Annotated in this window: 16 protein-coding genes (1 of these 16 cut by a window edge); 9 read left to right on the forward strand and 7 right to left on the reverse strand. The window is 67.4% G+C overall.

Annotated features, from left to right (window positions below; all coding sequences use genetic code 11):
• The first annotated feature begins 205 nt into the window (after nucleotides 1-205).
• From ssb to ACFFDA_RS27295, 3 genes are all read left to right on the forward strand, one after another.
• Nucleotides 206-790 (forward strand): single-stranded DNA-binding protein, encoded by a 585-nt coding sequence (ssb, locus tag ACFFDA_RS27285; protein ID WP_404480391.1) that lies wholly within the window; start codon nucleotides 206-208, stop codon nucleotides 788-790.
• Between the two features lie 148 nt (nucleotides 791-938).
• Nucleotides 939-1,379, forward strand: a complete 441-nt coding sequence (locus tag ACFFDA_RS27290) for a hypothetical protein (protein WP_404480392.1) — start codon at nucleotides 939-941, stop codon at nucleotides 1,377-1,379.
• A gap of 12 nt (nucleotides 1,380-1,391) precedes the next feature.
• Nucleotides 1,392-1,775, forward strand: coding sequence for a hypothetical protein (locus ACFFDA_RS27295; protein ID WP_404480393.1), 384 nt, complete (start codon nucleotides 1,392-1,394; stop codon nucleotides 1,773-1,775).
• Between the two features lie 23 nt (nucleotides 1,776-1,798).
• Here ACFFDA_RS27295 and ACFFDA_RS27300 read toward each other — a convergent pair whose 3' ends face one another.
• Both ACFFDA_RS27300 and ACFFDA_RS27305 read right to left on the reverse strand, forming a co-directional pair.
• A complete protein-coding gene (locus tag ACFFDA_RS27300; RefSeq protein WP_404480394.1) occupies nucleotides 1,799-2,335 on the reverse strand; it encodes a YceD family protein in 537 nt (178 codons plus the stop codon).
• Nucleotides 2,332-2,883, reverse strand: coding sequence for a ubiquinol-cytochrome C chaperone family protein (locus ACFFDA_RS27305; protein ID WP_404480395.1), 552 nt, complete (start codon nucleotides 2,881-2,883; stop codon nucleotides 2,332-2,334). Before ACFFDA_RS27305 ends, ACFFDA_RS27300 begins: the two co-directional genes overlap by 4 nt.
• 209 nt (nucleotides 2,884-3,092) lie before the next feature.
• On the opposite strand from ACFFDA_RS27305, the gene ACFFDA_RS27310 reads away from it, so the two are divergent.
• From ACFFDA_RS27310 to ACFFDA_RS27335, 6 genes are all read left to right on the forward strand, one after another.
• Nucleotides 3,093-3,584: an outer membrane protein assembly factor BamE gene (locus ACFFDA_RS27310; RefSeq protein ID WP_404480396.1), complete on the forward strand. Its 492-nt coding sequence runs from the start codon at nucleotides 3,093-3,095 to the stop codon at nucleotides 3,582-3,584.
• Nucleotides 3,585-3,665: 81 nt separating this feature from the next.
• Entirely contained in the window at nucleotides 3,666-4,241 is a 576-nt protein-coding gene (gene hslV / locus ACFFDA_RS27315; RefSeq protein ID WP_404480397.1) for an ATP-dependent protease subunit HslV, read from the forward strand.
• Nucleotides 4,242-4,252: 11 nt separating this feature from the next.
• The gene (hslU, locus tag ACFFDA_RS27320) at nucleotides 4,253-5,551 is read left to right on the forward strand and encodes an ATP-dependent protease ATPase subunit HslU (RefSeq protein WP_404480398.1); all 1,299 of its coding nucleotides are present in this window, start codon (nucleotides 4,253-4,255) and stop codon (nucleotides 5,549-5,551) included.
• 69 nt (nucleotides 5,552-5,620) lie between these two features.
• Complete coding sequence (locus ACFFDA_RS27325; RefSeq protein WP_404480399.1) at nucleotides 5,621-6,019, forward strand: GFA family protein; 399 nt, start codon at nucleotides 5,621-5,623, stop codon at nucleotides 6,017-6,019.
• Nucleotides 6,020-6,148: 129 nt separating this feature from the next.
• Entirely contained in the window at nucleotides 6,149-6,349 is a 201-nt protein-coding gene (locus ACFFDA_RS27330) for a DUF1737 domain-containing protein (protein ID WP_007683556.1), read from the forward strand.
• A 372-nt stretch (nucleotides 6,350-6,721) separates the two neighbouring features.
• Nucleotides 6,722-7,051 carry a hypothetical protein gene (locus tag ACFFDA_RS27335; RefSeq protein ID WP_404480400.1) on the forward strand — a complete coding sequence of 110 codons (330 nt, stop codon included), beginning with the start codon at nucleotides 6,722-6,724 and terminating at the stop codon, nucleotides 7,049-7,051.
• Nucleotides 7,052-7,079: 28 nt separating this feature from the next.
• Here the strand turns inward: ACFFDA_RS27335 and ACFFDA_RS27340 are convergent, their stop codons facing one another.
• From ACFFDA_RS27340 to ACFFDA_RS27360, 5 genes are all read right to left on the reverse strand, one after another.
• Entirely contained in the window at nucleotides 7,080-8,900 is a 1,821-nt protein-coding gene (locus ACFFDA_RS27340; RefSeq protein WP_404480401.1) for an ABCB family ABC transporter ATP-binding protein/permease, read from the reverse strand.
• Between the two features lie 92 nt (nucleotides 8,901-8,992).
• Nucleotides 8,993-9,901: a retroviral-like aspartic protease family protein gene (locus tag ACFFDA_RS27345; protein WP_404480402.1), complete on the reverse strand. Its 909-nt coding sequence runs from the start codon at nucleotides 9,899-9,901 to the stop codon at nucleotides 8,993-8,995.
• Between the two features lie 126 nt (nucleotides 9,902-10,027).
• Nucleotides 10,028-11,170 (reverse strand): hypothetical protein, encoded by a 1,143-nt coding sequence (locus ACFFDA_RS27350; protein ID WP_404480403.1) that lies wholly within the window; start codon nucleotides 11,168-11,170, stop codon nucleotides 10,028-10,030.
• Nucleotides 11,167-12,678 carry an oligosaccharide flippase family protein gene (locus ACFFDA_RS27355; RefSeq protein WP_404480404.1) on the reverse strand — a complete coding sequence of 504 codons (1,512 nt, stop codon included), beginning with the start codon at nucleotides 12,676-12,678 and terminating at the stop codon, nucleotides 11,167-11,169. Before ACFFDA_RS27355 ends, ACFFDA_RS27350 begins: the two co-directional genes overlap by 4 nt.
• 8 nt (nucleotides 12,679-12,686) lie before the next feature.
• A protein-coding gene (locus tag ACFFDA_RS27360; protein ID WP_404480405.1) for a glycosyltransferase crosses the window boundary here: on the reverse strand, nucleotides 12,687-12,767 show its end. It continues 912 nt past the right edge of the window; only the last 81 of its 993 coding nucleotides appear in the window; the start codon falls outside the window, past its right edge; it ends in the stop codon at nucleotides 12,687-12,689.

Genomic DNA, 12,767 nt, shown 5'->3' on the forward strand with positions numbered 1-12,767 from the left:
GGCGAGAGCCCGCCGTGGGCCCTGTGGTTTGGCGGACTCATCTCAGGTGGGCGCGGCCTGCCAGTGGTCCCGACTCGAGCCCGGGACGAAGTTGCGTCGCCGGGGGCCGTTTTACGATTGTGAAAAAGCCCCCCGCCGGACTCGCATCCAGCGCCCCCGATGCGCTACCCCGTGCGCCAATTCGAAACACGAAAGCGATTCCCACATGGCAGGCAGCGTCAACAAGGTCATCATCGTCGGGAACCTCGGCGCCGACCCCGAGGTCAAGTCGTTCCAGAACGGTGGCCGCATCGCCAACTTGCGCATTGCCACGTCCGAGACCTGGAAGGACAAGGCCACCGGCGAGCGCAAGGAGCGTACCGAGTGGCACTCGGTCGTGCTCCAGTCCGACGGGCTCGTCGGCGTCGCCGAGCGGTTCCTGCGCAAGGGCTCGAAGGTCTACATCGAAGGCCAGCTGCGCACCCGCAAGTGGCAGGACCAGAACGGCAACGACCGCTACACCACCGAAGTCTCGGTGGGCGGCATCGGTGGCGTGCTGACCATGCTCGACGGCGCCCAGGGCGGCGGCGGCGGCGGCGGTGGTGGCCAGCGCAGCGGCGGTGGCGGCTGGGGCGAGGGCGGCTCCTCGGGCGGCGGGCGCTCGGGCGGCGGTGACTGGGGCAGCACGGGCAGCACGGGCGGTTCGTCCGGTTCGTCGAGCGGCGGTGGCGACTGGGGCCGTACCGGCGGTTCGTCGGGCGGCAGCGCCGGCGGTTTCGGCGACGACCTCGACGACGACATCCCGTTCTGAGCATCGGCCCCGGAGGCGCGCCGTCAGCGGCGATCCTTCACAAGTCCCGATGACCTGCTTCCTTGAAAATACCGGGCGGTTCGCGTCCGTCTTGTAAATCACCTGTGTGCGGCATAGGCTCCTGCCCTGTAATAGGGTGGGGGCCAATATGCGTGATCGCGTAGTGGTGGTGTTGACCGCAAGCTGTCTTCTTCTCTCGGGCTGCACGCTATTTGCGCCCCGCTTCGATCCTTACGTTTCCGAGAAGACGAATACCGCCTACACCGAAGTGGCGGAGCTTATCGCCGCGGTGGAATTGGGCAAATATGCCGACCCGGCCAGTTTCGCCGGAGCGGTGGACCGGTACGCCAGCATCGACGGCAAGCTCGCCGCCGCGTCCCAGCGCACCACGCTGGTCGATGCGCCCACCGGTGCGAGCCAGACCGCCCGGGACCTGCTCCGGCGCCAGATCGAGCGGTGCCGCACGCAAGTGAGGGACCTTGCCGACACGCACAAGGAACTGGGCCTCGCCCCGGCGGCCGGGGCTACCGCAGGCACCATGGTTTCCTGCGACATGGCCGCACGCGCCGCCGATGCCATGAAGCGATAGAGGGGCCAGCCGATGTCAGACCTGTCGACTTTCAATCCGACCAACGTGGATGCGCTGTTCGACAAGCTGGTGCAGGAAGTCACCGGCGAGGCCCAGGACTGGTGGACCGACAACAAGACCCTGATGACCGGCTACTTCAGGAGCCTGTCCGAGGCCTCGCTGCAGACGGCGAGTGCCCTGGCCGAAGGGCGGATCAACGAGGCGCAGGCCAATCGCGCCTTCCGGTCGCAGAAGCTGGCGTTCGAACAGACGCTGGAGTTTTCCGAGTTCATGACGCTCGTACTGGCCCAGCGCCTGCTCGACGCCGTGTTCAGCGTCATCGGCTGGGTGATCTTCAACCGGACCGGGATCAACCTGTCACCGCATCTGGTCTCGGCGCCGGCCGGGCAGGCCTGAAGCGCGGCGCCGGGTTTCCGGCCTTATCCGTCCCCTCCAAGGGCGAGGCCCTTGAGCGCCGCGAACGGGCTCTGGTCCTCGGGCGTGCCGATCCCGGCGACCTTGCGCGCGACGTCGGCGTCTGGACCGGTAAGGAACGGGTCGATCGCCAGGCCCAGGCTCTGGGTCACGGCCTCGCCGAGATCGAAATGGGTGCCCGAATACTCGATCTCGTCGCCCTCCTCGGCGGAAAGTTCCACTTCCTCGTCCGGGGCGTAGATCGTGGGTTCGGGGACGAAGCGGAAGAATAGCGGTTCGTCGATCGAGACTTGCAGGTCCTCGGCAGAGACGGCACAGGACTGCACGAAATCGGCCTGCAGCCGCCCCCGTGCCTCGACGACACGGTCCTGGCGGTGGAGTTCGATGTCGGCCACCAGCCGGTCGATCCGCACCAGCGAGAAACGCGTTGCGATCGCCGCGCGCTCGGCTTCGCCGGCTTCCAGGTGAGGCGCCTTGCCTTCGGCCTGGCGCACGTCGAGCGTCAGCGAAAACTCGGGGCGGGGAATGGCGGCATCGGTCATCGTTCGATCCTCGCAGCGAGGAGGTCCTCGTCGGAAAGCGCATCGATCTGCGCGTGAAGCTGGCGCACCTTCGCGGCGAGGCGGGCCTTGTCGGCGCCTTCGATCAGCGTGACGTTGCGGTCCAGCGCTTCGACCAGCGCCGCATCGTCGTGCTTGAGAGCATCCCTGAGCGCCCCGATACGCCCGCCCAGCACGCTCATCAACTGGCCCATGCGCTTGCCGACGCCAAGGTCGCCCACGCCCGACTGGCGCAACTGCCCGTCCATGTCCTCGACGAACAGTTCGGTCAGGCGTACGGAAGGTTCGATCAGCGCATCTCCGGTGACGCCCTCCACTCCGGTCGGGGCATTCTTGTCGCGCTCCATGCGCAGCATGACGAGCGCCATGACCAGGGTTACCGCATCGAAGCGTCCGGCGACCGTGTCGGCGATGCCGCACTGCGCGTACCACGGCTTTTCACGCGCGATCTCGACCACGCGGTGCCACAAGGGACGGGCCGCTTCACGGGTATCGGCGCGTTTGCCGAGCAGGCGGGAAATCAGGGACACGGAGTCGGCGGGCCTTTCGTTCGCGGGCGTCGTCGGCGCCGCATTTGCACTCATTCGTTCAGACGTTCGTTCAGCGGCAATTCAAGCCTTGGGCCCCAACGCCCATTGCGCGGGCGCATTCGGGGCCTTAAGGCCTTAGGGCGATATATGGGTCTGGTGGCTGCTGGCAATGGTCGGCGCTGCCCCGCCTTACGTTTTGGAGTGTTGAAATGCGCAAGGTGGGTCTCAAGGCCGGGACGGCAGGGGTGGCTCTGGTGCTGGTTGCGCTGACGGGCGGATGCACGTCGATCCGCGACCATCGCGGCTATCTGATCGACCAGGCGTTGATCGATTCGGTCCAGCCTGGCATCGACAACCGCGTGTCGGTGGAAAAGACGCTGGGCCGCCCGACGTTCGAGAGCCAGTTCGGCGAGAAGGACTGGTACTACGTCTCGCAGACGGTCAAGACCCCGCCGTTCCGCCGCGCCCGCACGGCCGAGCAGACGGTGATGCGCGTGCGCTTCGATGCCGCCGGCAACGTCGCGGCCGTCGACAAGCGTGGCCTCGAACAGGTCGCCAGCATCAGCCCCGACGGACACTCGACCCCGACGCTGGGCCGCCATCGCAGCCTGCTGGAAGACCTGTTCGGCAACATCGGCGCGGTCGGCGCCGGCGGTGGCACCGGCAGCACGGCCCAGGGCCCCGGCCCGAACGGCAGCTAGGACGACGGTCTCTCCCCCTCCCTCGTCGGGAGGGAAATAGTATGCCTTGAACCTTGCAGCGACCGCCATATATCCCGGCGCATGAACAGCAACGGGGCGAGCCACGGCCTTATCGAGTGGCACGGAACGACCATCATCGGTGTGCGAAAGGGCGGCAAGACCGTCATCGCCGGGGATGGCCAGGTTTCCATGGGCAATACGGTGATGAAGCCGAACGCCCGCAAGGTCCGGCGCATCGGCGCTCCGGACGAGAATGGGGCCGGCAAGGTCGTCGCAGGGTTCGCCGGCGCCACGGCCGACGCCTTCACTCTCTTCGAACGCCTGGAGCGCAAGCTGGAGCAGCATCGCGGCCAGCTCATGCGTGCGGCCGTCGAGCTTGCCAAGGACTGGCGCACCGACAAGTACTTGCGCAATCTCGAAGCGCTGATGATCGTCGCCGATACCGAGACGTTGCTGGTGCTGACCGGCAACGGCGACGTGCTGGAGCCCGAGGGCGGCATCACCGCGATCGGCTCTGGCGGTAACTACGCGCTGGCCGCCGCCCGCGCGCTCGATGCTTACGAGGAAGACGCCGAGACGATCGCGCGCAAGGCCATGCAGGTCGCCGCCGACATCTGCGTCTTCACCAACGACCGCGTGACGGTCGAGACCGTCTGACCGGGAACATCATGAACGACAATCTCACGCCCAAGGCGATCGTCGCCGCGCTCGATGCGCATATCGTCGGCCAGACCGATGCCAAAAAGGCCGTCGCCGTCGCACTGCGCAACCGCTGGCGCCGCCAGCGCCTCGACGCAGACCTGCGGGACGAGGTGACGCCGAAGAACATCCTGATGATCGGCCCGACCGGCTGCGGCAAGACCGAGATCAGCCGCCGTCTCGCCAAGCTCGCCGACGCGCCGTTCGTCAAGGTCGAGGCGACCAAGTTCACCGAAGTCGGCTACGTCGGCCGCGACGTCGAGCAGATTGCCCGTGACCTCGTCGAGGAGGCGATCCGGCTCGAGAAGGAGCGCCGCCGTGAGTCGGTGCGCGAGGCGGCGAGCAAGGCGGCTATGGACCGCCTGCTCAATGCGCTGGTGGGCGAGGGCGCCTCGGAAGCGACGCGCGCCGCCTTCCACCAGCGCATCACCGAGAACGCGATGAACGACACCGAGGTCGAGCTGGAGGTCGAGGACAGCCCGGCGGGACCGATGGAGATACCCGGCATGGGCGGCTCGGTCGGCATGATCAACCTGGGCGACATCATGGGCAAGCTGGGCGGCCACCGCCTCAAGCGCCGCAAGATGAAAGTGCCCGACGCCTGGGACAAGCTGGTCGACGAGGAGTCCGACAAGCGCATGGATCAGGACGACGTCGCCCGCGTCGCGCTGGCCAATGCCGAAGCGAACGGCATCGTCTTCCTCGACGAGATCGACAAGATCGCCGTCTCAGACGTGCGCGGCGGCTCGGTTTCCCGCGAAGGCGTCCAGCGCGACCTGCTGCCGCTGATCGAGGGCACGACCGTAGCCACCAAGTACGGCCCGATGAAGACGGACCACGTCCTGTTCATCGCCAGCGGCGCCTTCCACGTCGCCAAGCCTAGCGACATGCTGCCCGAATTGCAGGGCCGCTTGCCGATCCGCGTCGAATTGAAGGCGCTGACTGAGGAGGACTTCGTCCGCATCCTGTCGGAGACGCGCGCGAACCTCGTCTCGCAGTACAAGGCTCTGCTCGGCACCGAGCAGGTCATCGTCGAAGTGACTCCCGATGCGATCCGCGAAGTTGCCCGCATTGCCGCGCAAGTCAATGAGAGCGTCGAGAACATCGGCGCCCGCCGCCTGCAGACTGTGATGGAAAAGCTGCTCGAGGAACTCAGCTTCGAGGCCGAGGACCGCAAGGGCGAGACGGTGACGATCGACGAGGCCTACGTACGCGGCAAACTCCAGGGCCTCGCCAGCAATGCGGACTTGTCCAAGTACATCCTGTGAGGCGCGGCGGCGTTTGTTCCTTGAATGTTCCGGCGAATCGATTAGCATCGGCAGCCAAGGAGAATCGCCGTGAAACTCGAAGGTGGATGCCATTGCGGCGCCGTGCGCTATACCGTGGAAGGTCAACCGCAGCATGTGGCGCTGTGCCATTGCGGCGACTGCCGGAAGTCCTCGGGCGCACCGACCGTCGCCTGGGCTGCGTTCAACAGCCCGGACTTCACGCTGACCGCCGGCTCGCCTAGCGTCTACAACTCCAGTGGCACGGCGATGCGCCATTTTTGTCCGACCTGCGGTTCCGGCTTGTACTATGTCAACGAAGCCAACCTGCCCGGCCTCGTCGACATCCAGGTCGCCACGCTCGACGATCCCGATGCCCTGCCACCCCAGGCACAAATCCAGGTCGCCGAGCGTATCGGCTGGATGAAGGACATTGCCGGGCTTCATGAATTCGAACGCTATCCGGGGTGATCCTGGCGGATTCGCAGGTCGGGCCGGCGCTGGCGTCCCAGCGTCCTGCAGGTGGATTGTGCGTCGCGGGACTTGTCAGCAGGGCTGGAGTGGCTAGGCATCTAGCGAGGCTGGAGAGAGATGTCCGTCATGTATCAGACCCCCGAAGATCGCCCCGTTTATCGCCTGCTCACCGGCGCGGATGACCGCGCCTTCTGCGAGCGGGTGTCGGAGGCTCTGGCGCAGGGGTGGCGGCTATACGGTTCGCCGACGCTGGCGTGGGACACGGCGGAGAATTGCATGAAGGCGGCGCAGGCGGTCGTCTGGCATGAGGCCGACGTCGTCAAGTGAGGCGCATGAACCGGGCCTGGGAGTAGCTGGTCGCCCCGGCGCTTGCAGGGAAATGGTCGCCGGCGGTGACGCGCGAGGGCCGGTGCGTCGGGGCCGGTTAGGGAAGAATGCATCGAATCGAGCCGCGGCAGAGGGTTCTGCAGGCTGAGCCTGCGTGTCCCCGGAATCTGCATTGTCGGGGCAATTCACCGGCTTCGCCGCGATTGTGGCACGACCCACGGGCTTTGGGGTTGTTGCCACGGCCCGGTGTTGGGATGTTCGAGGACTGGCCGGCCGCTCCCGCGCATTTTCTCGGGAAATGCTTTTCCGCGCACGATGCCCGCTCCCACACGAGGGCGCCTTGCAGTCCGCCCCGCAGATCGGAGGACGAACATGATCCGCAAGATGATGACCGCACTGACCCTGGCCGTCCCGGCGATGCCCTCGGCCGCGCAGGAGATCGTCCCGATCATATCGCCAGGGCAGGCGGCCGAGGGTTTGTTCCAGCGATCGCTGATGGAGGCTGAGGCGCGGCGGCAACGCGAGGCCGATGCCCGCGACGCGCAGGCGACCGAAACCGAGGGGTCCGCCAGGCCGGCACCCGGCAGTCCCGAAGCGCGCAAGCAGATCTGCGACAATCGCCCGCTCTACCGTAAGCAATACGGGGCCGATCATCCGAAGATCGTAAAGCTCGAGGAACTTTGCAAGGAAGCGGGCTACTGAACCTGCGGGCAGGGTACCGCTTCGCGCGTCACTCCGCCGCTTCGGTCATCGCCTCCGCTTCCGCCGCCTGGCGCATCCACATCTCCGCGTAGAGCCCATCATGGCGCAGTAGCTGCGCGTGGGTGCCGCTTTCGGCGAGGCGGCCGTCGTTGAGGACGAGAATCCTGTCCGCGTCCGCGATCGTCGAAAGACGGTGGGCGATCGAGAGCGAGGTGCGGTGCTCGGCCACGCGGTGGAGCGTGGCGAGGATGTCCTGCTCGGTGCGCGTATCGAGCGCGCTGGTGGCCTCGTCGAGCACCAGGATCGGCGGGTTCTTGACCAGTGTGCGAGCGATGGCGACGCGCTGCTTCTCGCCTCCCGACAGCTTCAGGCCGCGTTCTCCCACTTCGGTATCGAAGCCCTTGGGCAGCCGGTCGATCAATCCCAGCAATGCCGCGCCGCGCGCGGCGGCCGCGATCTCCTCCGGCCCGGCGCCGTCGCGGCCATAGCCAATGTTGTAGCCGATGGTGTCGTTGAACAGCACCGAATCCTGCGGGACGATGCCGATCGAGGCGCGCAGGGAGGCCTGTGTGACGGAGCGGATGTCCTGCCCGTCGATCAGGATGCGGCCGGACTGCGGATCGTAGAAGCGGAACAGCAGCCGCGCCAGCGTGGACTTGCCCGCGCCCGACGGTCCGACGACCGCGAAGGCCTGCCCGGCCGGCACTTCGAACGAGAGGCCGTGCAGGATCGTGCGGTCGGGATCGTAGCCGAACACCACGTCGTCGAACACGACCGAGGGCTGGCGGATCACCAGGGCCGGGGCGCCGGGAGCGTCCGGGACTTCGACCTGGGTATCGAGCAGGCGGAACATCTCGGCCATGTCGATCAGGCCCTGGCGGATGGTCCGATAGACCATGCCCAGCATGTCGAGCGGGCGGAACAGTTGGGTCAGGTAGGTCTGGACGAAGACCAACTGGCCGGCGGTGTATTGCCCGCGCCACCAGCCGTAGACGGTCCAGGCCAGCGCACCGGCCATCAGCAGGTTCACGACCAGTCCTTGCGCGATGTTGAGCAGGCCGAGCGAGTTCTCGCTCTTCACCGCGGCCACCGCATAGGCCCGGGTGGCCTGGGCGTAGCGGGCTTCCTCGCGTGCCTCGGCGGAGAAGTACTTCACCGTTTCGTAGTTGAGCAGCGAGTCGACCGCGCGGGACAGGGCCTGCCCGTCGAGCCGGTTCATGTCCTCGCGCAGCTTGGTGCGCCACTCGGTGATGGTGCGGGTCACCCAGATATAGGCTGCGATCGTCACGGCCGTCGCGATCACGAGGCCGATGCCGAAGTTGATGTAGAAGATCACCGCCACCGCCACCAGCTGGAGCAGGGTCGGCGCGATATTGAACAGCATGAAGTAGAGCATCGTGTCGATGCTCTTGGTGCCGCGCTCGATGGTCTTGGTCACCTCGCCGGTGCGCCGGGCGAGGTGGAAGCGCAGGCTCAGGCGATGGAGCTGGCCGAAGACGTTCTCCGCCAGTGCGCGCGTCGCGTCCTGGCCGACGCGCTCGAACACGATGTTGCGCATGTTGTCGAACAGGGTCTGGGCGAGCCGACCGGCCGCGTAGGCCAGCACCGTGAGCATCGCCAGCTGGACCAGCCTGGGCCCGGTCGTGCCCATCAGGTCGACCGCCCACTTCATCAGGTAGGGCAGCACCAGCTGCGCCCCCGTGGACAGCAGGATGAAGACGCAGGCCCATACGATCCGCCAGCGCAAGGCCGGATTGCCGCGTGGCCACAAGTACGGCAGGAACCGCAGCAGCGTGCGCCAGCCGTCGTGGCGGGCCTTGGGATCGGATACGGCGGTGTCTGGAGGCATGGCCGCTATTTAGGGAAGGTCGGCCGCGAAACAATCGGGAAACGCCGGTTGGTGTTCCCGGGGGTCGGTTCGGGACGATGGCGCTCCAGGCCTCATTCGACCAGATCGAACATCACCTTACGGGTCGAAAAGTCGATGGCGACGCGCTTGAACGCCCGCAACTCGCGCATGCCAAGGAAGATGGCGGGGCGCTTGTCCAGCTTGAGTTCGCCGAAGGCAGGCGCATCGGCATAGGCGATGACGACGTTGCTGACCCCGATGCCGCCCAGTTCCAGCTTGCCCGCGACGCCCAGATCGACTGGAATTTCGTGCCCCGTCACGCTCGACAGGGTGGCGGTGACCCTGCCCGCCGAGCGGGACTTGCGGGCCAGCGCGTGCTGCAATGCCCGGTTGCCCACAGTGCCGCTCGCGCCGGTATCGACGACCACGTCGGTGCGCACGCCGTCGATCATCGCATTGGTGAGGATCAGGCGGCCGGACCGCTTGCGGGCCTGGACCACGATCTCGAACTCCCGGCTTCCGCCCAGTGCCCTGGGATCGCCGATGCGAATGGTGTTTTGGGCGAAGTCGAGCAGGACGCGCTGGTGCTGCAGGCTGTCGGTGCCCAGGATGCCGTCGGCGCCGATGTTCCGGCTTTCCAGCAAGGGCACGGTGAGGTCGTAGAAGGAGCGCGGGCCGATATCGATCGAATCGACTTGCGCGGTGCCGACGTCGCTGACCCCGGCGATCCCCATGACGCGGACCTGCGGGCCGTGCGCGAGGCCCAACGAGCCCGCCAGCGTGGTCGAGACGACCGTGCGTTGCGATCCGGTGTCGATCAGGAACCGGTAGGGACCGACACCGTGCACGGCGACGTCGATGGTCATGCGCGCGTGCATGTCCGCCTCGGCCTGCACGGTTTCGTCGGCGGACGTTTCCGGGGCGCTCAGCGGCGCAGGCGTGGAGCCCAGGATTACGGGATTGGCGATCAGCATCGCCAGCGCCATGCTCATTCCCGACATCGTTCTCTCCCGGCGAGGTGCACCCCCGCCCATTTCTTATCCGTGCGGCGATGCTATCATGAAATTGCGCGAAAGGCCACGTTTCGTATTCGGATCGTGCGGAGGCGTTGGCTGGGCGCCGAGGCTCTATTCCCTCAGTAATCCGGCCTTCGCGAAAGCCGCGCGCAACGTCTCGTCGGCCGTGAACCGAAGCGGATCATGCGCGACCGCGTCCCAGCGGTTCTCCTTCCAGCCTTGCGAGATCCCGCGCATGTGGGCGTAGGCGAAAACCCGCGACAGGCGCCGGTTGCGCCGTGCGCCGAACAGGTTGTGGACGGACCAGCCGTGCTTCGTGCGGCTGGCCTTGCCGGGCACGATACACCACTTGGGCGGGCACTCGTCGGTTTCCAGGGCGTCGCGCAACCAGAAGTCGCCGTGTCGTCCCTGGCCGCGTGCGACCGCATGGGGCGTGGTGGCGCTCACCCAGCGGCCGTCGAACTTGATGAAACCGCGCGCGGTGCGTTCCGTCGCCTCGAAGATCGAGCGGCCGGGAGCGGACAGGACGAGTTCGTCGATGTCGACGTTGAGCACGCTGCGCGCCGCGCCCAGGAACCGGAAGCGCGCGTGCTGGAGCGAGCCGGTCTGGCAGTAGTCGGAATCCCACGCCGTCTCGACGCCGTCCACCGCGCCTGCCATGCCGCCTTGGGGGCCGTAGGGAAACCGCCAGTCGACGACTTCCGCCACGATTTGCGGGAACGTCTCGCGCAAGGCCGCGCGCAAGTCGGCGGTGGTGTAGTCGGTCGAGCCGTTGTCGTAGAGCAGCACGGCGTCGGCCCCATGGACCGCGGCGTAGAAGCGTATCCAGTCGAGTATCCACGCCAAGTCGTTGTTGCGTGAAAGCGTGTGCAGGACCCGCCGCCCGGCGAAACGAGCGCCCAGGTTCGGCTGGACCGCGACGGGGTAGCGGCCGAGCGGTCCGTCCAGCACGACATGGTCGGCCGCGTCGCGTACCCAGTATTCGCTGGAGCGGTTGCGCTCGATCAGCCGGGCGCGCGGGAGCAGGCCGCGCAGGCGCTCGGCGAAGTAGGGAGTCTGCTCCAGGGGCTCGCGCAAGTTGAGGAGGGGCGGGCCCTGGAAGACGACGTGGCGGCCGACGCGGTAGACGTCGTAGAACAGGGTGTCCCAGTCGAACTGGCCTGCATAGGCGGCATTGCGCAGCTCGGGCGGCCGCGGCGGTATGCGCCGGACAGTGCCGTCGGGGCCGATGCGGCAGGTCGAGAGCGGAGTCATGACGTCATCGCCCGCAGGCGCGCCGCCAGCGGGCGCAGCGGAGGGAGCGCCGATGCCATGCCGAGAATCTCCGCGAGGGCCGGATGGCGCAGCACCGCGAGTGCGGCGAACCAGCAGAGGGCTCCCAGAGCGACCGCAAGCAGCAAGGGGGCAAAGCCGATGATCGCAGGGCCCGCCCAGCAGGCGTAGACCAGCGCGAGCGGGGCGATGGCCGCCAGCGTCGCCACGGTGCTGCGCGCGTAGATGGCGAAGAGCCCCCGGATGTCGAACTTCACGAGATGATGCATGAACCCGGCGTAGATCGCCAGCCAGCCCGCCGCGTAGATCAGGCGCGAAGCGGCGGCACCTTCGACGCCGCCCCACCACGCACCCAGCCCGAGGAGCGCCAGCGAGAGCAGCGTGTCGGCCACGTTGTAGGCCAGCAGCCGGTTCATCCGGCCCAGGAGGATCGGCATGTCGCTCACCAGCGGAAGCGAGACGAGCAGGATCTCCGCCAGCGAGATCATCGTCAGCAGCGGCGCGACGCCCATCCAGTTCTCGCCGTAGAGCAGCCGCACGATCGGCTCGGCGGCCAGCGCCAGCCCCGCCATGCCGGGCCAGACCACCGCCGAGTAGCCCGCGCAGACGCGCAAGTAAGGCGGCCCGAGGTCCTCTCCCCGGTCCCGCATGCGCGCGAAGGCCGGGAAGAACACGCTGCCGATCGCGCCCGAGATCAGGGTGCGGAACTGGTCGGACAGGCTGGCCGCGCGGCTGTAGAGGCCGACGGAGGTGAGCGTCACCAGCTTGCCGAGGATGAGGTCGGGCGTGCGCGTGCCCAGCGCGCCGGTGAGATAGAGCACGCTCGAGCGGGTGCCGAAGCCGATGACCTTGCGCAGCCCATCAAGGCGCGGAGGCCAGGGCAGGGCGGGATGCATGACTTGCGCGATCAGTCCGCGCGCAAGGCCCGCCGCCACTGTCGCCCAGGCGAGCGCGAAGGAGGAATACCCCAGCGCGCCGAGGCCGATCGCGACGCCTGCCTGCGCAGCAGCGCCGCCGACATTGATGCCGAAATGCCGGTCGAAGCGCATTTCGCGGGCGAGCAGCGCCATCGGCACCACCGCCAACGGCAGGAACAGGTAGCTCGAGCCGATGATGACCAGCAGCGGTGCAAGCTCGGGCAGGTGGTAGAGGTGGGCCAGCGGCCAGGCGAGCGCCCAGATCACGCCGACGACGAGCAGCGAGAACAACAGCGCCACCGAACTGCATCGGCGCACTTCCCCCTGGTCGATCTCGCGCAGGCCCGAGATGTAGCGGGAGAGCCCGAAGTCCTGGAGGATCGCGACCAGCAGCGCCGCGGCCAGCGCGATCGAGAACAGCCCGACTTCGCCGGGGGCAAGGAACAGGCGCGAGATGATGACCGAGCTGGCGAACTGGATGGCGAACCCGATGTACTGACCCGCCATCGCCCAGACGGCCGCGCCCCGCACGCTCATGCGCGATGGGGTGGCCTTGGCATCGCTTGCGTTCACGGAGGGGGTCAAGCCCGTGCCAGGGTCGCGGCGAGGCGCAGCGCACGGGTCGGTTCGCCGAAGCGGACCAGTCGGGCTACCACGCGCCA

This window comes from Novosphingobium sp. BL-52-GroH, from assembly GCF_044813085.1.
In the GTDB taxonomy this organism is placed as follows: Bacteria; Pseudomonadota; Alphaproteobacteria; order Sphingomonadales; family Sphingomonadaceae; genus Novosphingobium.

Coding starts and splice junctions, on each gene's coding strand:
- ssb (WP_404480391.1), top strand. CDS start 206: ATGGCAGGCAGCGTCAACAAGGTCATCATCGTCGGGAACCTCGGCGCC.
- ACFFDA_RS27290 (WP_404480392.1), top strand. CDS start 939: ATGCGTGATCGCGTAGTGGTGGTGTTGACCGCAAGCTGTCTTCTTCTC.
- ACFFDA_RS27295 (WP_404480393.1), top strand. CDS start 1,392: ATGTCAGACCTGTCGACTTTCAATCCGACCAACGTGGATGCGCTGTTC.
- ACFFDA_RS27300 (WP_404480394.1), bottom strand. CDS start 2,335: ATGACCGATGCCGCCATTCCCCGCCCCGAGTTTTCGCTGACGCTCGAC.
- ACFFDA_RS27310 (WP_404480396.1), top strand. CDS start 3,093: ATGCGCAAGGTGGGTCTCAAGGCCGGGACGGCAGGGGTGGCTCTGGTG.
- hslV (WP_404480397.1), top strand. CDS start 3,666: ATGAACAGCAACGGGGCGAGCCACGGCCTTATCGAGTGGCACGGAACG.
- hslU (WP_404480398.1), top strand. CDS start 4,253: ATGAACGACAATCTCACGCCCAAGGCGATCGTCGCCGCGCTCGATGCG.
- ACFFDA_RS27330 (WP_007683556.1), top strand. CDS start 6,149: ATGTATCAGACCCCCGAAGATCGCCCCGTTTATCGCCTGCTCACCGGC.
- ACFFDA_RS27335 (WP_404480400.1), top strand. CDS start 6,722: ATGATCCGCAAGATGATGACCGCACTGACCCTGGCCGTCCCGGCGATG.
- ACFFDA_RS27340 (WP_404480401.1), bottom strand. CDS start 8,900: ATGCCTCCAGACACCGCCGTATCCGATCCCAAGGCCCGCCACGACGGC.
- ACFFDA_RS27345 (WP_404480402.1), bottom strand. CDS start 9,901: ATGTCGGGAATGAGCATGGCGCTGGCGATGCTGATCGCCAATCCCGTA.
- ACFFDA_RS27350 (WP_404480403.1), bottom strand. CDS start 11,170: ATGACTCCGCTCTCGACCTGCCGCATCGGCCCCGACGGCACTGTCCGG.